The organism is Nocardia sp. bgisy118, assembly GCF_057708605.1.
The window spans coordinates 83,446-101,891 of record NZ_JBYISM010000017.1 but is presented as its reverse complement, the minus strand read 5'-3'; the positions used below and the strand labels follow the sequence as shown (position 1 = coordinate 101,891).

Sequence of the window (18,446 nt, the reverse complement as noted above, 5' to 3'; positions counted from 1 at the left end):
GCGCTGAGCGATGGACGGACTTCGTCCGGCGGCACCATCGGGCGTACCTCCGGCTGCGCTCCGACCGTGCGCCGCGCCAGATGGGCGTTATCAGGCAACCAGGTTAGTAGCTGCGTTCACATGACGATGCTCACGGTGCCCGCTACGGCGAGACATCGCCGATGCAGTACCCCTCGTCGCTCTCGGTCAGCGTGAACGTGCGAACCTGCGTGACGCCGGAGGAGTTGGTGACCGGCACCTCCACGGTGAGGTAGCCGTCGCCGATGCGGTCGGAGCTGATCTGCTGACCTGCGAAGTCGGTCGCGCCGGTCAGCTTGCCGGGGTTGTTCGCCAGCGGCGGCGGGGTCGGGCTTCCGGTGCCCTTCGGGTCCCACTCGGCCGGGCTGGCCTTGCAGATCAGCGGGTAGTCGCCTTCCTTGTCGGCCGGGTCGAGCGGTTCGCCGACGAAGCGGGCGAGGTAGCGGCGCACGGTGTGGCGGGCGTCGGCGTCGTTGTAGCCGATCTCCGTGCCCGCCGGGAAGACCCGCGGACAGGTGTAACCGGTCGCGATCGCGTCGCGCTCCACGGTGACGGTCGCGCTGCGGCTCTTCCAGGTGACGGTGCTCGCGGTCGCCGTGCCGGGCTGGGCGATGGCGGCGAGGATGGTCTGCTTGTCCTCGTACATCTCGGCGACGTTGCCGGGAGCCATGGCCCAGCACTTGTCCTGTAGTTCCGCGATGGTGTCCGACTTCAGGTCGGCGGCCCAGCGCCGCAGCGCTACCGCGGCCTCCGGCACGCCGGGCACCGCGCCGACCTCGGGCGCGTCGGCGGGCGGCGCCGCGAGCGTGCTGGTGGCCGCGGTAGCGGGCGGCGCCGAGGGAATCGCAGCGGGCGGCGTCGTCGCCGCCTTGGCGGGCGCGGGGTCGTCGCCCGGGATGCCCGAGACCGAGTCGCAACCGGTCAGCAGGAGTGCGCCGCCGAGCGCCATGCCGATCAGTGCCCCGCGATACCCGCGCCGGAGAGCCGGGCCGGGCGGCGCCGCGGAACTCTCGCTCGATGCGGTGGGGTCGCCTGCGTTCCTGATAGTCCGGTCGCTATACGCCAGCAGTCGGGCGCGTTCCACTTCGACGATCCTCTTTCTGAGCCGATCGGGGCGGATCCCGGATCCGGTGGGCGTTTCGCCACTGCCGGATGGGAAAGTCTGCGACTACGCTAGCGGAATTGTGGAACCCGTCTACCGGACGATCATCGGGCTGGCCCGAACCGTCTTCTTCGTGCAAGGTCTGAAGTTCACCGTCAAGGGCGATGAACACATCCCCGCGACCGGTGGCGCCGTCGTCGCGGTCAATCACACCGGCTACATGGACTTCACCTACGCCGGTCTGCCGGTGCGCACGCCCAAGCGCTACGTGCGGTTCATGGCGAAGAAGGAAGTCTTCGACAACAACATCTCCGGCCCGATCATGCGGTCGCTCAAGCACATTCCGGTGGACCGTGGGGCGGGCGCCGACTCCTACAAGGCCGCGGTGGACTACCTGCGGCGCGGCGAACTGGTCGGCGTGTACCCGGAGGCCACCATCAGCCGCAGCTTCGAGATCAAGGACTTCAAGTCCGGCGCCGCGCGGATGGCCATCGAGGCAGGCGTGCCGATCATCCCGATCGTCATCTGGGGCGCGCAGCGAGTGTGGACCAAGGGCTTCCCGAAGCGGTTGGGTCGCACCAACACTCCGATCTCCATTCTGGTCGGCAAGCCCATCCAGCCGTACGAGCCCGCCGCCGACCTGACCGCCGAGCTACGCGCTACCATGCAGCGGATGCTGCTCGAGGTGCAGGACGGATACACGCACGAGCCAGGCGCCTACTGGGTGCCCGCCCGCCTCGGCGGCAGCGCCCCGACGCTCGAACAGGCCGACGCCATGGACGCCGCCGAAGCGGCCGAGAAGGCGGCCCGCCGGGCGAGTCGCGCCGACTGATCCTCGACAGGTCATCGGGGTCGCTGTGCCCAATGGCTTTGCGTGCGGCCGTCAGGCCGTCACCACCTGGCACGGTGTGGCGGCCGGGAGGTGGCCGCGGAAGAACTTGCCCGGCGGCACGCCCATCAGGGTACGGAAATCGGCGGTCAGGTGGGACTGGTCGTAGTAACCGTTGTCGGCCGCGATCCGCGACCACGGGCTGATTCCCGCGTGGGCGAGGACCTGACGGACCCGGTCTATGCGGGCGAAATGCTTGGGCGACAACCCGATCCCGCTGCTGAACAGGTTGCGCAACTGGCGCTCGCTGACCGCGAGGTCGGCGGCCAGCGCCGGGATCGGTCGTCCGGCCGGTTCGGCGAGGGCGACGGCGGCCTTGGCCAGCAGGTCGCGGTGTGCGCGTTGCGTGGCGTCTTCGGAAAGGCGCTGCGGTAGTTCGTCTTCCAGGAAGGCGAGGACGTCGTCGTGGGGTAGGTCGGCGAGCGCGTCCGCGAGTTCGGCCGCGGGGCCAGGCAGGTCGGCGAGCCGCACGGCCCGGTCGGTGAGTTCGCTCGCGGCGACGCCGAGCATCGGGTGGGCCGCGCCGGGAGCCAGGCGCAGCCGGACACAGCTCGCGGGCGCCTTCGCGGCCGAATACGTTGCCCTGGTGCGCGGGCCGAGTACCAGCGCCTCGCGTCGTCCGGCTTGCTCCGTGCGCAGCACGATGGTGGTCGCGGTGTGCGGGATGTGTGCGAACGGTTCGGACAGGTCCCGCACCAAGGGAATCCGGCCCAGCTCAGTGAGCCACGGGCGCAGCGATTCCGGTGCGCGCTCGGTGGACTCGAGGCGCTCGGCGGTTCGGACGGGCGTGGTCTGCACCGCATCGACTCTAGGCACTTTCGCGCCCGGCGGTTGTGCCGAAACTTCCTATAAGCGACGGCCTGAGCACGGCACCGTCGTAGCCATGATTCTGATCACCGGTGCCACGGGCACCATCGGCAGTGAGATCGTCCGACAACTGGCCGCGCGCGAGATACCGGTTCGCGCGGTGACGCGTGACCCGGCACGGGCGCAGGCGCCCGAGGGCGTCGAGGTGGTGCGCGGCGACTACGGCGACGCCGCGTCGATGGCGGCGGCGATGACGGGCGCCGAAGCGGTGTTCCTGGTCGGCGTACTCGGACCCGATGACGTCGAGACCGACCGCGCCCTCATCGCCACGGCCCGCGCGGCGGGCGTGCGGCGCATCGTGAAGCTCTCCGCCATCGGCACCGGGGAACCGGACCTCGGCCGCGTCGGCACCTGGCATCTGCCCGGCGAGCAGGCCGCCAGGGCGAGCGGACTCGAGTGGACCGTCCTGCGCCCGAGCAGCTTCGCCTCCAACACCCTCAGCTGGGCCGACCCCATCCGCGCCGGTCAGCCCGTGCCCAACCTCACCGGGGATGGCGCACAGGGCGTCATCGACCCGCGCGATGTCGCCGCCGTCGCGGTCGAAGCCCTGCTGTCCGCCGCCCATGCAGGCCACACCTACACCCTCACAGGCCCGGAACTGCTCACCGCCGCCGACCAGGCCGCCGCCCTCGCCGCGGTGCTCGGCCACCCGATCGAGGTCGCCGACATCCCCGAGGAACTGGCACGGCAGCACATGCTGGCGGCGGGTATGTCGGGCGAGTACATCGACGGCGCGCTCGCCGGTCAGGCTTACGTGCGCGCAGGCGGCAACGCCGTGCGCACCGATGACGTGCAAGTGGTCCTCGGCCGCACGCCCCGTACTTACGCGGACTGGGCCGCGACCAATGCGGATGCGTTCCGCGTGGTGCCGGAACCAGTGGCCCCCGGCCTCGCCCGCGTCGAAAAGCAGGCCTGATCAGTCGAACGTTCGCCGATAACTGACCGACTCGCGGACCTCGAACCCAGCGCGCCGGTACAGCCGGTTGGCCGCCGCACGCTCGGGCCGGGAGGTCAGGTCCACGGTGCGGGCGCCGGCTCGGCGGGCCAGCTCCACGGCGGCCTCGGTCAGCTCGAACGCCACGCCGCGACCCCGGGCCGCCTCGTCGACCACCACGTCCTCGATCCTGGCGCGTACCCCGGTCGGAATGGCATAGGTCACCAGCGTGAGCATGCCGACCGGTGCGCCGTCCAGGTAGGCGACCAACAATCGGGTGGCCTCCGACTCGACCAGCTCGGTCAGCTCGTCGACGCTCAGCACCCTCGGCCTGCTGGAGAGCTGCCGATTCAAGGCCGAAACCGCTTCCGCCAATTGCTCCGTCGCCTTCTCGGCGACCTCGATCACCACCTCACCCATGCCGCTCAACCTATGTGAGCAGCGGCCGATTTTGAATCACCCGCACCGGCCGACTAAAGTTGCCCATCGCACGGCAACGCGCCCCCGGGACGCCACGCGGTGCATGCGGATGTAGCGCAGCTGGTAGCGCATCACCTTGCCAAGGTGAGGGTCGCGGGTTCGAATCCCGTCATCCGCTCTTCGATTCCCTTCACGTCGCTCGTGCGCGACACCTTTCACCAATCCCTCACGCGACCCGTCGATCGGCCATGATCCGTGCCCCCGATCGGAAACGCCCACTGCCGCTCTCGGCCCAGCAAACGCCGCGCCAGGCACTACGCGAAGCCGCGGGCCTGGTGCAGGGTGAGCGGCGGGAGGTAGTCGTCGACGAGTTCGCGGCGCCAGCAGGTGCGGTCGCGGCGGAGTTCGTGCGGGGAGGTGTAGTGGTACTCGTAGAGGCGGGCGCGGATGTAGCGGGGCGGGGCGTCGGGGAACGGGCAGTGGCGCAGCAGGCGCAGGGTGGCGGGGTCGTTCTGGAGCAGCCGGACGACGAAGGGGAGCAGCCAGGACGCCGCGTAGCGGGGTGAGATGGCGGCGAACCACATCAACCAGTCCAGTCGCAGGTGGTAGGGCGCGAACTGGCGCGGCCAGCGGTGCGGGTCACCCGGTTTGCCCTTGAATTCGTATTCCCGCCACACGGTTTCGTCGGAGATCCGGGCGTCGGCGGTGCCTTCGATGACCACCTCGTTGCGCACCCGGTCGATGCTTCCGAAGGCGCCGTAGGTGTTGACGAGGTGGTACGGGTTGAACGAGGTGTTCATTCGCTGGTTTCTGGAGCACATGTTGCGCACCGGCCAATAACTGAGGCCGACGGTGGCCACGGTCAGGATGAGCACCGCGCCGGCGAACCACAGGGGCGGCTCGGGCAGCGTCCCCGCCTCGGGGATGGGCAGCGGGCCGAAGACCCAAGCCTCCAGCGCGGTGAACGCGAGCAGGATCGTCAGCCAGTTCAGCCAGGCGAAGTTGCCGGAGAGCACCAGCCACAGCTGGGTGACGATGATCAGAATCGCGGCGATGCTCGCCACCGGTTGCGGCGCGAACAACCCGAACGGCACCACGAGCTGGGCGACATGATTGGCCGCCACCTCCATCCGGTGCAGCGGCCGAGGCAGATGGTGGAAGAACCAGCTGAGCGGGCCCGGCATCGGCTGGGTCTCGTGGTGGTAGTACAGGCAGGTCAGATCGCGCCAGCACGGGTCGCCGCGCATCTTGATCAGCCCGGCGCCGAACTCCACCCGGAACACCAGCCACCGGGCGAGCAGCAGCACGAGCAGCGGCGGCGCCACGGTGTCGTTGCCGAGGAAGATCGCGAGAAAACCGGTCTCCAGCAGCAGCGATTCCCAGCCGAACGAGTACCACACCTGGCCGATGTTGACGATCGAGAGGTACAGCCCCCACAGCACCGCCCACAGCGCCATGGCCGCCCACAGCGGCACCAGATCCCCGATTCCCGCGACCAGCGCCGCCGCCAGCGCCACCCCCGCCCACGCGACGCCCGCGAAGAACCGGTCCGAATAGTGCAGGTGGAACAAGCTAGGTGACCGCCGCGGCGAAACCCGCCGCAGGAACCGCGGCGCGGGCAGCATGCCGTGCTCACCGATCAGCGCGCGGAATTGCAGCGCCGCCCCGAGAAAGGCGAGCAGGTACACAACGGCCAGGCCACGCTGGAACACCAGCCTGGCCTGCCAGTATTCGGGCGCCGTGAACCACTCCATGCCCGCAGCTCCTCGGACCGTGGAAGCCCATGGTGCTTGCTGGTTACCCGACCGACCAGTGCGAAAACGCCCCGCAGCCCGCCGCCACTCCCTCCCGACCTCTACACCCTCCGCGACGCGTCACAAGGCAATGCGAACCCCGCCCCGATCTCACAGCCCGCGCGCACGCCTCACATAGGCACCGCCTGTGTGAGGCGACCACTGCTGTGTGGCACCGGTCGGTCGGCCGGGTGCTCGCCGCTCGAGCACGCCCGCCGCACAGAGCGTGTATACGCCTCACACAACCGCCGACTGTGTGAGGCGTGCACGCGGTATGTGGGACCGTCCCGCCGAGGCGCGCGGTTGGGTCCCGTCTCGGTCGGGGGTGGGCGATCGAGACGGGACCGGTTTCAGGCGACGGTGAGGACCGTGCCCGCGCCTACCGTCCGCCCGCCTTCGCGGATGGCGAAGCCGAGGTTCGGCTCCAGCGGGACCGGGCGGCCCAGGTCGACGGTCAGCTCGACCGTCTCGCCGGGGAGGGCGAGCGCCGTGCCCGCGGGCAGGGTGACGTCGCCGACCACGTCGCCGGTGCGCACGTAGAACTGCGGCCGGTAGCCGCTGGTGATCGGGGTGCGCCTGCCGCCCTCGGCGGCCCCCAGCAGGTACACGCGGGCGGTGAAGCGGGTGCGCACCGCGATGCTGCCCGGCGCGGCGACCACTTGGCCGCGGCGAACCTGACCGCGCTGCACGCCGCGCAGCAGCAGCGCGACATTGTCGCCCGCCTCGGCGAATTCCATGGTCTTGCCGAAGGTTTCGACGCCGGTGACCACGGTCGTGAGTTCGTCCGCGCCGAGACCGAGCAACTCGACCCGGTCGCCGAGCCGGACCCGGCCGCGTTCGATCGCCCCGGTGACGACCGTTCCGCGCCCGGTGATGGTGAGGACGTTCTCCACCGGAAGCAGGAACGGCGCATCGGTGTAGCGCACCGGTATCGGCACGTGCACGTCCACCGCGTCGAGCAGTTCGAGCAGCGCCGCCGTCCAGCGCTCGTCGCCCGCCAGCGCGCGCAGCCCGGAGACCCGCACGATCGGCGTGGTGTCGCCCGAATAGCCCTGGGCGGTGAGCAGTTCGCGGATCTCCAGTTCGATCAGTTCGAGCAGCTCCGGGTCGCCCGCGTCGGCCTTGTTGAGCGCCACCACGATGTGCTCGACGCCGACCTGCCTGGCGAGCAGCACGTGCTCGGCCGTCTGCGGCATCACGCCGTCCTGCGCGGAGACCACCAGGATCGCGCCGTCCAGCTGGGACGCGCCGGTGATCATGTTCTTCACGAAGTCGGCGTGGCCCGGCATGTCGACGTGCGCGTAATGCCGTGTGGCCGTCTCGTATTCGACGTGCGCGATGTTGATCGTGATGCCGCGCATGGCCTCTTCGGGAGCGCGGTCGATCCGGTCGAACGGCACGAACGCGCCGCCGCCCCGCTCGGCGAGCACCTTGGTGATCGCGGCGGTCAGCGTGGTCTTGCCGTGGTCGACGTGCCCCATCGTGCCGATGTTCAGGTGCGGCTTGGTGCGGGCGTAGGTGTGCTTCGACATGTGTGTTCCTCGGTTACCGGGCGAGCGCCCGAATGTCATGGGGGACCTCTCCGACGGGGGCACCTTCCCCGTCGGAGGTCCCGGGACATCCCGGGGAAGGTCAGCGTCGGGCGCCGTCGAGCAGCGCGGCCACTGCCGCCGCTGCCAGGGCAGCCGCCATCGCGCCCGCGACAGCGGACTCCAGGGCGATGGCGAGCCGGAACATGAGAAGCACGGTACGGCCGCGACGGGTGATACCGCGAGCGATTTTCGCGGCGATGAGTTTCCCGAGCCTGTCCCGTCTGCATGTGTGAGATGCTCCGGAAGCTCCGGGCACACCCACACAAGCGAGGTCACAATGGGCAAGGTCGTCGTCTCCGAATTCGTTTCCGCCGACGGGATCATCGAGAATCCCTCCTGGACGTTCCCGTTCTGGAACGACAGCATCGCGAACTTCAAGAGCCGCGAGGTGTTCGACGCCGACGCGCTGCTGCTCGGCCGCACGACCTACGAGGGCTTCGCCGCGTCCTGGCCCGAGCACCCGGAGGAGGGCGACTACAAGGTCCGGATGAACAGCATGCCCAAGCACGTCGCCACCACCTCGCTCACCGAGCTGGAATGGAATGCCGACCGCATCGAGGGCGATGTCGCCGAGGGCGTGGCCAAGCTGCGCGCCGAGCAGAATCTGCTGGTCTTCGGCAGCGGCAGCCTGATCAACACGCTGCGTGCCAACCAGCTCGTCGACGAATACCGGCTGGTGATCTACCCGGTGCTGCTCGGCAAGGGCCAGCGGCTGTTCGACGCCGTCGACGCCGAGGACACCATGGAGCTGGCCGCCTCGGAAGTCCTGGACAACGGCGTGATCCTGGCGACCTACAAGGTCACCGCCCACAGCGTGGTTCGCCCTTCCTTCGACTGATCCGGCACACACGAAATGGGCGGGACGGCCGTGTGGGGTGCCGTCCCGCCCGATCGATTTCGCCTGGCTGCCGTTCGGGTTTCGCGCAACCGCCGATCGAGTTTCGCGCTACCGCGCGGTGGAGCGGAAGCCGCGCAGTCGCAGGCTGTTGCTGACGACGAACACCGAGGAGAACGCCATCGCCGCACCGGCGAGCATCGGGTTCAGCAGGCCCGCCATGGCCAGCGGGATCGCGGCCACGTTGTAGGCGAAGGCCCAGAACAGATTGCCCTTGATGGTGCCGAGTGTCTTGCGGGACAACCGGATCGCGTCCGCGGCGGCGCGCAGGTCGCCGCGCACCAGGGTCAGATCGCTGGCCTCGATGGCGACGTCGGTGCCGGTGCCCATGGCCAGACCGAGATCGGCCTTGGCCAGCGCCGCGGCGTCGTTGACGCCGTCGCCGACCATCGCGACCACCTTGCCCTCGGCCTGCAACCGCTCGACGGTCGCGACCTTGTCCTGCGGCAGCACCTCGGCGATCACCTCGTCGATGCCGACCTGATCGGCGATGGCCCTGGCCGCCGCCTTGTTGTCGCCGGTCAGCATGATCGGGGTCAAGCCGAGCGCCTTCAGCTGCGAGATCGCCTCGGCCGAGGTCGATTTCACCGCGTCGGCCACCACCAGCACGCCGCGCGCCTTGCCGTCCCAGCCGACCGCGACCGCGGTCTTGCCCTCGGACTCGGCCGCGTGCATGGCCCGCTCCAGCTCGGCGTCCAGGCGCTGCGACCAGTCGGCCAGCAGCCGGGCCCGGCCGACGATCACCGCGTGCCCGTCGACCACACCCTGCACGCCGAGGCCCTCGATATTGGCGAACTCCTCGACCGGCGCGAGCTCGCCGACCTTCTCGCGGGCGCCCTTGGCGATCGCCTGCGCGATCGGGTGCTCCGACGAATCCTCCAGCGCCCCGGCCAGAGCCAGGACCTCGCCCACGTCCTCGCCGTCGGCGGCGATCACGTCGAGCAGGGTCATCTTGCCGGTGGTGACGGTGCCGGTCTTGTCCAGCACCACGGTGTCCACCCGGCGGGTCGACTCCAGCACTTCGGGGCCCTTGATCAGGATGCCGAGCTGCGCGCCGCGTCCGGTGCCGACCATCAGCGCGGTCGGGGTGGCCAGGCCGAGGGCGCACGGGCAGGCGATGATCAGCACCGCGACCGCCGCGGTGAACGCCGCCGCCACGGAACCGCCGGTACCGAGCCAGAATCCGAGCGTCGCGACCGCGAGCGCGATCACCACCGGCACGAAGATCCCGGAGATCTTGTCGGCCAGCCGCTGCGCCTGCGCCTTGCCGGTCTGCGCGTCCTCGACGAGAGCGGCCATCTGCGCGAGCTGCGTATCGGCCCCGATCCTGGTGGCGCGCACCACGAGCCGGCCGCCGACGTTGACCGTCGCGCCGACCACGGCGTCGTCCTTGCCCACCTCGACCGGCACCGATTCGCCGGTCAGCATCGAGGCGTCGACCGCGGAGGAACCTTCCGTGATCACGCCGTCGGTGGCGATCTTCTCGCCGGGACGGACCACGAATTCGTCTCCGACACCGAGCTGTTCGATCGGAATCCGCTGCTCGACACCGTCACGAAGTACCGATACTTCCTTCGCGCCGAGCTCCAGCAGGGCGCGCAGCGCCGCACCCGCCCGCCGCTTGGACCTGGCCTCGAAGAAGCGCCCGGCCAGGATGAACGTGGTGACGCCCGCCGCGGCCTCCAGGTAGATGTTGCCGGTGCCGTCCATCCGGGAAATCGTGAACTCGAACGGGTGGGTCATGCCCGGCGTGCCCGCGGTGCCCCAGAACAGCGCGTACAGCGACCAGCCGAGCGCGGCGAGGGTGCCCATCGACACCAGGGTGTCCATGGTGGCGGTGCCGTGCCGCAGGTTGGTCCACGCCGCGCGGTGGAACGGCAGCGCGCCCCAGACCACGACCGGGGCGGCCAGCGTCAGCGAGAGCCACTGCCAGTTGGTGAACTGCAAGGCGGGGATCATCGCCATGGCGATCACCGGAACGGTCAGCACCAGCGAGACGAGCAGCCGGGTCCGCAGGGCCGCGGTCGGATCCGCCTCGGCGGCAGCGTCTTCGGTGGTGTCCGCGGCCGGAGTCTGCGGCGCGGGCAGCGCGGCGGTGTAGCCGGCCTGCTCGACGGTGGCGATCAGATCCTCCGGGGAGACGTCACCGGTGAAGTCCACTCGCGCCTTTTCGGTCGCGTAGTTGACGGTGGCGGTGACGCCGTCCAGCTTGTTGAGCTTCTTCTCGATGCGGTTGGCGCACGACGCGCAGGTCATGCCGCCGATCACCAATTCGACCTGGCCGGTGGCCGGTGATTGTGTCGCGGTCGTCATCGGAATTCCTTTCTCTGCGGCACGGGGGTGATCAGTGGCCGTGGCCCGGCTCGGTGTTTCCGCCGTGCCCGGTCGGCTCGGCGGGCCGCGCGTTGCCCGACGGTACCGAGACCGTGAACTCGGCGGTGCGCACCACCCCTTCGTGCTGGAAATCGAGGAACAGGCGGTAGTCGCCCGCGCTCGGAGCAGTCACGGAGAAGGTGATGCCGGGACCCGCGGGCGTGATGCCGTCACCGGGGTGGCCCTCCGGGTGAACGTGCAGGTAGGCGAGGTCGGCGGCGCGCAGCGCGACCAGGTGGCCGTAGGCGCCGAGGTAGGGCTGGAGATTTGTGACGGGCTTGCCGTCTTTGCTCACCGACAGCGTCACCTGCGAGGACCGGCCCTGCGTGATCGCGCCGTCCAGGGTGACGGTGTAGCCGTTCACCGCGGCGGTGCTCGCGGCGACCGGCAGCGGCCGCGGGTCGTAGGCGCCCGCGACGCGCAGGTCGGCGCCGAGCGTCAGGTTCTCGCCGCCGTCGGGGGTGAAGTCGGCGAACACGCGGTAGTCGCCCGCGCGGGTGAGGTCGAGCGGGACGCTCCAGGTTCCGTTGCCGTCCAGCACCGGGTGTACGTGCTGGAAGGCGGTCATGTCACGGCGCACCACGATCAGATGCAGGTCCTTGTCGTGGCTGCGGACGTAGCGGGTGACCGGTGCGCCTTGCCGATCCAGGATGCGGAACCGCAGCGGTGTGTTGGGGGCCGCGGTGGTCTGCGGGGTGTCCAGGCTCAGGGTGTAGCCGCCGGAGGTGACCAGCAGTCCGCCGGGCAGTTCCGCCGCGCCGGACCCGCCGTCGGTGGCGGGCCCGGTCGCGTGGGTGTCGTGCGCGGGGGTGTCGGTGGGCTCCGGGCCGAGTGCCGCTCCGGTCGCGAGCGCGATCCCGAAGACCGCCGCGAGTCCGAGGGCGAAGCCGGCGAACTTGGTTGTCGCGTTCATCGTGGCTCCGTTTCCGGGTTGTCGTTGTGCTCGGGCTCTACCATACCCCCCTAGGGTATTTTGTCAAACCCGTTCCGGTACGGATTCCGTCGCCTGCGCCCGCATGGTCACCGCGGCGATGCCCGCTCCGGCGAGCGCGATCACCGCCGCGCCCAGGAAGGCCGCCGAGAAACCACTGGTCAGCTCAGGGATATCGGTGACCTGGTCGGCGCCGAACGCCGCGGCGACGGCCGTCATCGCGGCCAGGCCGACGGCCGAGCCGACCTGGTAGCTGACGTTGACGATGCCCGAGGCGAGGCCGCCCTCCTCCGGGCGAGCCGCCGCGATGGCAGTACCCAACGAGGGTATGAAGGCCAGCGACATGCCGCCCGCGGCCACCAGCGAGGCGGGCAGCACGTCGACCCAGAAATTCCCGGTGGGCCGCACCAGCGACATGATGGCCAAGCCGAGCGCGAGCACGAGCAGGCCGGTGACGATCATCGGCTTGGCGCCGAAACGCTGCATGGCGCGCGGGGCGAGCACGATCATGCCGAGCATGATCAGCGTGGTCATCGGGAGCAGCGCCGCGCCGGACGGGAACGCGCTGTAGCCGAGCACCTGCTGTAGGTACAGGTTCAAGAAGAACCACATAGGCACCCACGCCGCGCCGAGCAGCAGCTGAGCGATATTGGCGGCGGCCAGATTCGGCGCGCGGAAGATGGCGAGACGCATCAGCGGCTCGCGGCGACGGGACTGGATGACGACGAAACCGGCGAGGAGCACGGCCGCGATCGCGAGCACGCCCCAGGTCTCGCCGGACGCCCACCCCGCGTCGGGCGCCCGGACGATGCCGTAGACGGCGGCGGCGAGACCGGCGGTCACCGTGGCGGCGCCGAGCAGATCGACCGAACCCGACCGGGCTGGGGCGCTCGGCATCAGCGCGGGCACGGCGACGAGCACGAGCAGCGCGATAGGGATGTTGATGTAGAAAACCCAAGGCCAGCTGACATATTCGGTGATGACGCCGCCGAGGAAGACGCCCGCCGTGCCGCCCGCGGGCGCCGCGGCGCCGTAGACGGCCAGCGCCTTGGTCAGCTCCTGCGGCGAGGAACCGAAGAGCATCATCAGCAGCGTCAGCGCCGAGGGGGCGATGAGGGCTGCGCCGCCGCCCTGGATGGCCCGCCCGATCAGCTCGGTGGCGGCATTGCCCGCCGCGCCGGCGATCACCGAGCCGACGAGCAGCGTCAGCCAGCCCGCCGCGAACACCCGGCGCGCGCCGAGCAGATCCGAGAGCCGCCCGCCGAGCAGCAGCAGGCCGCCGAACGCGACCACGTACGCGTTGAACACCCAGGTCAGATTCTCTTGGGAGAAACCGAGTTCGGCCTGCATCTTCGGCAGCGCGATGCCGATGATCGAGGTGTCCATGATGACCATGAATTGCGCGGCGGCGATCACCGCCAGCGCCCACCACCTGCGGGTGGTGGGCGCGGTCTGGGTAGTCATGGCATTTCCATCCTTTCCGGAGCGAAACTGTCGCTGCGGCGGTACCATACCCCCCTAAGGTATGAAGTGTCGAGACGGAAGTGTCGCGAAATCCCGGATGGCGGAGGAGGTCCAGCGGCGGGATCGGTTCAGGATTCGAGGCGGTAGGCGACCCGGGCCACGGCCGGGGCGGACACCACCTGGATCTCGGCGTCGGGTGACGTGCGAATGTGCAGGAAGCCGCCCTCGATGCGGATCTGCACGTCCTCGATCTGTCGCACCGGTTGGCCGGTTCGGTCCAGAAGTGCGTAGCCCTCGACGAGTTCGACGCTGGTCGCGGTGCGCCAAGTGGTGGTCATGGTGGTTCCTTCCGGTGCGGTGGGGGTGGCGGCGGGGAAGTCCAGCTCCGGCTTCGCCACGTGGTTGAAGTAGTTGGACAGCACATTCAGCGCGATGTGGCCGACGGCCTCGGCCAGCTCGGCGTCGGTCACGCCGTGCGTGCGGACCTCGGCGAGCAGTGCGTCGTCGACACGTCCGCGCGAACGCAGCACGGCGCGCGCGAAACGCAGCACCGCGTCGGCGTGCGGGTCGGTCGCCGTTGCCGCGCGGGTTGCTTCGATCTCGTTCTCGCTGAAGCCCATTCGCCCGGCCCGCATGGTGTGCGCGGCGACGCAGTAGTCGCAGCCGTTCTCGGCCGCGATCAGCAGCGCCAGCTGTTCGCGGGTGCGGGCGTCCAGCTTGCCGCCGGTCAGCGCGTCGCGCAGGGACAGGTAGCCGCGCAGCGTAGCGGGGCTGTTTGCCAGGGCGGCATAGAGATTCGGCACCCGGCCGAGCTGGCGTCGCACCTCGCCGAGCAGTTCGGCCTGCTCGGCATCCGCGCTGTCGGGGGTGAGGGTCGGGAGTCGGGACATCGGATCTCCAGTGCTCGAACCGTAACGGAACCAATCGGTACCGAATGCTGACGGTACTGACTGGTGCCGTTTTCGTCAAGTAGATCGGTACCGATCAGTTCCGTTCTGCTACGGTGGACGTATGGCAACCCAGGCCAGGCAGCGTCTGCTCACCACCGCCGAAGAACTCTTCTATGCCGAGGGCGTCCGCGCCGTCGGCGTCGACCGCCTGCTCCAGGAATCCGGCGTCGGCCGTGCCTCCTTCTACCGCCACTTCGCGAGCAAGGACGACCTGGTCGTCGCCGTGCTCGAAGACCGCGACCGCCGCTGGCTGGACTGGCTGCGCGAGTCCGTCGAAGCACGCGCCGCCACGCCCGAAGACGCCCCACTCGCCGTCTTCGACGCCCTCGCGGAACGCTTCGCCCGCAAAGACTTCCGCGGCTGCGCGTTCATCAACACGATGATCGAGGTGGCCGACCGCGACTCCGCCGCGCACCGAGTGGCGGATCGGCACAAGCGCCGGGTCATCGAGTACCTCGGCGAATTGCTCACGGCGGCAGGGCGGGCCGATGCCGAGGAACTGGCCGGCGAGTTCGCGCTGCTGGTGGATGGTGCGATCGTCACCGCGGTCCGGGAGGGGACGCCGGATGCGGCTCGCCGTGCGGGGGTGATCGCGGGTCGGTTGTTGAACTGAGCTGTGGCCCTTTTCGCGAGGGCGCGCAACCAGTTCGGCACCGCAAACCAGTCGGCGCGGCTGCTGCCACATTTCGCCGGTGCCGCCGTCATCGAGGACGCGATACGGAAGGCGGGCGAGCGCGGGCACCTGCACCGCTACGCCTTCGGCGGCGCGATCTGCTACCGCGTCGGCGACGTCATCGACCGGCGCACTCAGACCCCGGGTACCTCCCGAACCGCAGAAGTGAAGGGTTGCATCGCGAGACCCCGATACGTGCGATTCTGCTGTCTCCCAGCACTTTTCAGCGACATATCCCACACCCCACGAAGCGCGGTCGTCGGACGAGGCGGCTATTGTCAACAACCGGTAATACCAAGGGGCACGAGGGGGGTGCGCACGTGGCGTGGCTACATCGGCGCGGACGGGCAACTGGTAAGCAACCGATCCGGCGGCGGACGATCGCCGCGGTCGCTGTCTTGCTCCTGGCGGGCGCGACCTGGATCACCGGCCCGGGCCCGGCTGCCGCGGTGCCTGCGCCGAGCGGGCCGCACCCGGTGGCCCGCACCGAAGCCGCCCTCACCGCGGGCGCGCGCACGATCCTGCTGTCGATCTGGTATCCGACCACCACCAAGCCCGGAGCCGCTCCCTACATCCCGGCGAGCTCCCTGGCCGCCGCCGCGCAGATGGCCTCCAAGGCGGCGCTGTGGCTGCACACACCCGCCGCCGCGCCCGCGATGTCCGCGACGGTCCTTCCGATCTCCGTCGACGCGCCGGTCGCCGAGGGCGGGCTGCTGCCGGTGGTGATCTGGTCGCCTGCCCTCGGCACGCCGCGCTGGATCGCCTCCGGCCTGTTGATGGAGCTGGCCTCGCGCGGGTATGTCGTGGTCGCGATCGACCACACCGGGGAGTCCCCGGCCGTGGAGGTCGGCGGACGCGTGCAGGTCGGAAACCCGCCGGACGCAGCCGATCACGCGTTCATGCAAGCCGCGCTCGACATGCGCGTCCGCGACACCCGCCTCGTCCTCTCCCAGCTGCACACGCTGCCGGTCGTCGGCGCACGCGGCGACCTCGACCGGATGGCGATGGCGGGCCACAGCTACGGCGGACAGACCGCGATGGCGACCATGGCGGTCGAACCGCGGATCCGCACCAGCCTCGTCCTCGACGGCCCCGCTGTGTGGGATGGGGTCGAAGCAGCCCCGGACACCGACCGGCCGGTGCTGCTGCTGGCCATGGGCGCGATGGTCCACGCCTCATGGACGGCCACCGACGCGTCGATCGTCACCCTCGAAGGCGCCGGGCACTACACCGGCACCGACATGCCGACCTTCGGCTGCGCCACCGACCTCTGCGGCACCATCGACCCGAATCGCGGCGCGGCGATCACCAGCGCGGTCATGGCCGCCTGGCTCTCGGGGCACCTGCTCGGCGTCGACGCCGCGATGCCCGAGGACCCTGCCTTGCGGTGGCGCGCAGGCTAGCCCGGCCGTCCGCGCGTGAACGGCAGGTACACCCAAGTGCCAACGTCCGCAACGCCCCTCACCGCACATGCCCGACCGAAAGGAATCCGGGGCAAGCCGACCACGGCCGCCCCGGAGACCCGGTCACCCCACCTGCGCCCCATGCAAATTCCGCGCCGTAGGCGAAGTAGCCACCTCAGCCGGGTCCGGATACGTACCGAAGATCCGGTCCGCGGTCCCCGAACTGGTCACGGTGAACCAGAAATGCTCGTTCTTGTAATGGTGATGCCGGTGATTGCGCCAAACCGCCTTGTACAACGCCCTTTTCGGCTTGTAGTCGGTATGGATCAGGTAGTGCGTCCACTCGTAGCCCAGCCCCAGCACCGTGATGGTGAGCAGGAACGTCAGCCCCAGGCCGAGGCGCGGGAAAGCCAGGGCGGTGATCGCGAGCAGGGCGACGATGACCACCACCAGCGAACGGGTCGGAATGAAGATCAGCGGGATGTTGCGCGGATCCACGTGGTGCTGGCGGTGTTTGCGGGCCAGCTCGCTGTCCAGGGAGATCGGGCCCACGCGCTTCGGCCGCCAGTGCAGCACCATGACGTGCACGACCCACTCGAACGTGGGGAACACCGCGAGCATCGCCAGCGGCAGCACCGCGTCGCTGATCTGCCAGTCGCCCACCAGGATTCGCGCGATCAGGGCCAGCGCCAATGCCGTGCCGATCATCCACGGCGAGGGGTGGCGAACGAATTCGCGGAAGGCATCGCCGAGCGTCAGGCCGCGGCGCAGTTGGGTTTTGGACATCGTTGTCACCTCGGGTGTTGCGTGATCAATGCCCGCCGAGGGCCTCGATCAGGGCGGTGGTCGCCGGTTCGAGCAGGGCCCGAGCCTTGTCGGCGGCCTTCTTCGGCCGACCCGCCACGATGGCGGCGGCCAGTTCGCGGTAGCCATCGGCATTGCCCACCTCGGCGGACATGACGGGGGCCAGCGCCGCGAGCGCGGGTTCGTAGGCGGCACGCAGCATGTTGAACATCAGGCGGAACACGATCGAGTCGGCCGCGTCGACCACGTGATCCCAGAACTCCAGCGCGTGCCGTTGCAGCGCGATCGGATCGGTTTCGGCGGTCAGCGCCGTCACGCTGCGCTCGAGATGGGCGCGCACCAGGTCCCGATCGGCGGCGCCGTCCGCCGCTGCCTTCGGTGCGCCTGTCGCGGCCATCCGCACGGCCGCTAGCTCGGCCACCTTCGGCCCGTTGTGCATGCGGACTTCGAGGATGCTGCGCGCGACGGCGGGTTCGAGCATGCCCTCCCGCACCAGCAGCCGGGGCAGCACCTCCAGACCGGCGCCGCGCCGATAGTCGAGCACCGTGGTGGCGTCGCCCTGGCGCACCGCCACGAGTCCCGCCGCCGCCAGGCGTTGCAGCGCCTCGCGCACCGCGGGCCGCGAGACCCCGAGCGCTTCGGCCAGCTGACGTTCGCTCGGCAGCGTCGAGCCGGGCGCGAGTTCACCGCTGAGCACGTCCGCGGCGATCTGTTCGAACACCTCCGCCGACACCGACCTTTTGACAACAGGTTGCAACGCCATGCGTCTACTCTGCGCCCTGATGGTCAGCTGGTCAAGTGGTCAGACCAATTCGTGCCAAACCGATGCCGACGGCGACCGATCGCCGAGCGCACCGACGCACCCTTCGACGAACCCGTGGCAGACTGGAACCCGGGAGGGAGAAAGCATGGCAGAACAGCGAAGGCGGGCTTACGCACTACTGATCCGGGCGGGCAGAGTGCTACTGCTGCACCGAGTTTCGAACACCGCCGAGCCCGACATCTGGGAAATCCCCGGCGGCGCCGTCGCCCCGGACGAGACCTGGGCGCAGACCGTCCGCCGCGAGGTCTCCGCGGAAACCGGTCTCGACGTCCTCGTCGCCGACGAGCTGACGCACTTCGTCGACGACGACGTCCACACCATCACGTTCGGCTGCTTCGAGAACGAGATCCGCCCGGAACTCGAACTCCGAGCGCACGACGATTTCGAATGGATGACCTACGCCGAAGCCACCCGCGTCCCACTACCCTGGCACGTCCGCGAGACCCTCGCGCACGCCGACGCCCTCGGCCTGCTCACCTGAGCAGGCCACACATCCACCACACGCGTCACACAGG

At 69.8% G+C, this 18,446-nt stretch carries 17 protein-coding genes and 1 tRNA gene; 7 read left to right on the top strand and 11 right to left on the bottom strand.

Annotated features, from left to right (window positions below; genetic code table 11):
- Positions 1 to 142 precede the first annotated feature (142 nt).
- Positions 143 to 1,102, bottom strand: coding sequence for a hypothetical protein (locus tag AC3EO7_RS21280; RefSeq protein WP_435592202.1), 960 nt, complete (start codon positions 1,100 to 1,102; stop codon positions 143 to 145).
- A gap of 100 nt (positions 1,103 to 1,202) precedes the next feature.
- Between AC3EO7_RS21280 and AC3EO7_RS21275 the strand changes: the two genes are divergently transcribed.
- On the top strand, positions 1,203 to 1,952 hold the full coding sequence (locus AC3EO7_RS21275) for a lysophospholipid acyltransferase family protein (protein WP_435592201.1): 750 nt from the start codon (positions 1,203 to 1,205) through the stop codon (positions 1,950 to 1,952).
- Positions 1,953 to 2,003: 51 nt separating this feature from the next.
- Here AC3EO7_RS21275 and AC3EO7_RS21270 read toward each other — a convergent pair whose 3' ends face one another.
- Complete coding sequence (locus AC3EO7_RS21270) at positions 2,004 to 2,807, bottom strand: AraC family transcriptional regulator (protein ID WP_435592200.1); 804 nt, start codon at positions 2,805 to 2,807, stop codon at positions 2,004 to 2,006.
- A gap of 85 nt (positions 2,808 to 2,892) precedes the next feature.
- On the opposite strand from AC3EO7_RS21270, the gene AC3EO7_RS21265 reads away from it, so the two are divergent.
- Positions 2,893 to 3,792: an NAD(P)H-binding protein gene (locus AC3EO7_RS21265; protein WP_435592199.1), complete on the top strand. Its 900-nt coding sequence runs from the start codon at positions 2,893 to 2,895 to the stop codon at positions 3,790 to 3,792.
- Here AC3EO7_RS21265 and AC3EO7_RS21260 read toward each other — a convergent pair whose 3' ends face one another.
- Positions 3,793 to 4,260 (bottom strand): GNAT family N-acetyltransferase, encoded by a 468-nt coding sequence (locus AC3EO7_RS21260; RefSeq protein ID WP_431966775.1) that lies wholly within the window; start codon positions 4,258 to 4,260, stop codon positions 3,793 to 3,795.
- 75 nt (positions 4,261 to 4,335) lie between these two features.
- Between AC3EO7_RS21260 and AC3EO7_RS21255 the strand changes: the two genes are divergently transcribed.
- Positions 4,336 to 4,408 (top strand) — tRNA-Gly (locus AC3EO7_RS21255).
- 136 nt (positions 4,409 to 4,544) lie between these two features.
- Here the strand turns inward: AC3EO7_RS21255 and AC3EO7_RS21250 are convergent.
- Together AC3EO7_RS21250 and tuf are read right to left on the bottom strand one after the other, a co-directional pair.
- On the bottom strand, positions 4,545 to 5,984 hold the full coding sequence (locus tag AC3EO7_RS21250; RefSeq protein WP_431966333.1) for a lipase maturation factor family protein: 1,440 nt from the start codon (positions 5,982 to 5,984) through the stop codon (positions 4,545 to 4,547).
- A 389-nt stretch (positions 5,985 to 6,373) separates the two neighbouring features.
- The gene (tuf, locus tag AC3EO7_RS21245) at positions 6,374 to 7,555 is read right to left on the bottom strand and encodes an elongation factor Tu (RefSeq protein WP_431966335.1); all 1,182 of its coding nucleotides are present in this window, start codon (positions 7,553 to 7,555) and stop codon (positions 6,374 to 6,376) included.
- Positions 7,556 to 7,892: 337 nt separating this feature from the next.
- On the opposite strand from tuf, the gene AC3EO7_RS21240 reads away from it, so the two are divergent.
- Positions 7,893 to 8,453, top strand: coding sequence for a dihydrofolate reductase family protein (locus AC3EO7_RS21240; RefSeq protein ID WP_431966337.1), 561 nt, complete (start codon positions 7,893 to 7,895; stop codon positions 8,451 to 8,453).
- A 108-nt stretch (positions 8,454 to 8,561) separates the two neighbouring features.
- Here AC3EO7_RS21240 and AC3EO7_RS21235 read toward each other — a convergent pair whose 3' ends face one another.
- From AC3EO7_RS21235 to AC3EO7_RS21220, 4 genes are all read right to left on the bottom strand, one after another.
- Positions 8,562 to 10,823: a heavy metal translocating P-type ATPase gene (locus tag AC3EO7_RS21235; protein WP_435592198.1), complete on the bottom strand. Its 2,262-nt coding sequence runs from the start codon at positions 10,821 to 10,823 to the stop codon at positions 8,562 to 8,564.
- Positions 10,824 to 10,854: 31 nt separating this feature from the next.
- Complete coding sequence (locus AC3EO7_RS21230) at positions 10,855 to 11,796, bottom strand: hypothetical protein (RefSeq protein WP_431966341.1); 942 nt, start codon at positions 11,794 to 11,796, stop codon at positions 10,855 to 10,857.
- Between the two features lie 63 nt (positions 11,797 to 11,859).
- Complete coding sequence (locus tag AC3EO7_RS21225; RefSeq protein ID WP_435592197.1) at positions 11,860 to 13,278, bottom strand: MFS transporter; 1,419 nt, start codon at positions 13,276 to 13,278, stop codon at positions 11,860 to 11,862.
- A gap of 128 nt (positions 13,279 to 13,406) precedes the next feature.
- Positions 13,407 to 14,168: a carboxymuconolactone decarboxylase family protein gene (locus AC3EO7_RS21220; protein WP_431966345.1), complete on the bottom strand. Its 762-nt coding sequence runs from the start codon at positions 14,166 to 14,168 to the stop codon at positions 13,407 to 13,409.
- Between the two features lie 121 nt (positions 14,169 to 14,289).
- Here AC3EO7_RS21220 and AC3EO7_RS21215 point away from each other — a divergent pair, with 121 nt between their 5' ends.
- A complete protein-coding gene (locus AC3EO7_RS21215; RefSeq protein ID WP_435592196.1) occupies positions 14,290 to 14,841 on the top strand; it encodes a TetR/AcrR family transcriptional regulator in 552 nt (183 codons plus the stop codon).
- A 380-nt stretch (positions 14,842 to 15,221) separates the two neighbouring features.
- Positions 15,222 to 16,304 carry an alpha/beta hydrolase family protein gene (locus tag AC3EO7_RS21210; RefSeq protein ID WP_435592195.1) on the top strand — a complete coding sequence of 361 codons (1,083 nt, stop codon included), beginning with the start codon at positions 15,222 to 15,224 and terminating at the stop codon, positions 16,302 to 16,304.
- 123 nt (positions 16,305 to 16,427) lie between these two features.
- Here the strand turns inward: AC3EO7_RS21210 and AC3EO7_RS21205 are convergent, their stop codons facing one another.
- Together AC3EO7_RS21205 and AC3EO7_RS21200 are read right to left on the bottom strand one after the other, a co-directional pair.
- Positions 16,428 to 17,090 (bottom strand): sterol desaturase family protein, encoded by a 663-nt coding sequence (locus AC3EO7_RS21205; RefSeq protein ID WP_435592194.1) that lies wholly within the window; start codon positions 17,088 to 17,090, stop codon positions 16,428 to 16,430.
- 25 nt (positions 17,091 to 17,115) lie between these two features.
- Positions 17,116 to 17,871 (bottom strand): FadR/GntR family transcriptional regulator, encoded by a 756-nt coding sequence (locus AC3EO7_RS21200; RefSeq protein WP_435592193.1) that lies wholly within the window; start codon positions 17,869 to 17,871, stop codon positions 17,116 to 17,118.
- 145 nt (positions 17,872 to 18,016) lie between these two features.
- Between AC3EO7_RS21200 and AC3EO7_RS21195 the strand changes: the two genes are divergently transcribed.
- The gene (locus tag AC3EO7_RS21195; RefSeq protein ID WP_435592192.1) at positions 18,017 to 18,412 is read left to right on the top strand and encodes an NUDIX domain-containing protein; all 396 of its coding nucleotides are present in this window, start codon (positions 18,017 to 18,019) and stop codon (positions 18,410 to 18,412) included.
- Positions 18,413 to 18,446 lie beyond the last annotated feature (34 nt).

What these genes read in the sequence shown, in the direction of transcription:
- AC3EO7_RS21265 (WP_435592199.1), top strand. Translation starts at nt 2,893, where the DNA reads ATGATTCTGATCACCGGTGCCACGGGCACCATCGGCAGTGAGATCGTC.
- AC3EO7_RS21250 (WP_431966333.1), bottom strand. Translation starts at nt 5,984, where the DNA reads ATGGAGTGGTTCACGGCGCCCGAATACTGGCAGGCCAGGCTGGTGTTC.
- tuf (WP_431966335.1), bottom strand. Translation starts at nt 7,555, where the DNA reads ATGTCGAAGCACACCTACGCCCGCACCAAGCCGCACCTGAACATCGGC.
- AC3EO7_RS21240 (WP_431966337.1), top strand. Translation starts at nt 7,893, where the DNA reads ATGGGCAAGGTCGTCGTCTCCGAATTCGTTTCCGCCGACGGGATCATC.
- AC3EO7_RS21235 (WP_435592198.1), bottom strand. Translation starts at nt 10,823, where the DNA reads ATGACGACCGCGACACAATCACCGGCCACCGGCCAGGTCGAATTGGTG.
- AC3EO7_RS21230 (WP_431966341.1), bottom strand. Translation starts at nt 11,796, where the DNA reads ATGAACGCGACAACCAAGTTCGCCGGCTTCGCCCTCGGACTCGCGGCG.
- AC3EO7_RS21225 (WP_435592197.1), bottom strand. Translation starts at nt 13,278, where the DNA reads ATGACTACCCAGACCGCGCCCACCACCCGCAGGTGGTGGGCGCTGGCG.
- AC3EO7_RS21220 (WP_431966345.1), bottom strand. Translation starts at nt 14,168, where the DNA reads ATGTCCCGACTCCCGACCCTCACCCCCGACAGCGCGGATGCCGAGCAG.
- AC3EO7_RS21215 (WP_435592196.1), top strand. Translation starts at nt 14,290, where the DNA reads ATGGCAACCCAGGCCAGGCAGCGTCTGCTCACCACCGCCGAAGAACTC.
- AC3EO7_RS21205 (WP_435592194.1), bottom strand. Translation starts at nt 17,090, where the DNA reads ATGTCCAAAACCCAACTGCGCCGCGGCCTGACGCTCGGCGATGCCTTC.
- AC3EO7_RS21200 (WP_435592193.1), bottom strand. Translation starts at nt 17,871, where the DNA reads ATGGCGTTGCAACCTGTTGTCAAAAGGTCGGTGTCGGCGGAGGTGTTC.
- AC3EO7_RS21195 (WP_435592192.1), top strand. Translation starts at nt 18,017, where the DNA reads ATGGCAGAACAGCGAAGGCGGGCTTACGCACTACTGATCCGGGCGGGC.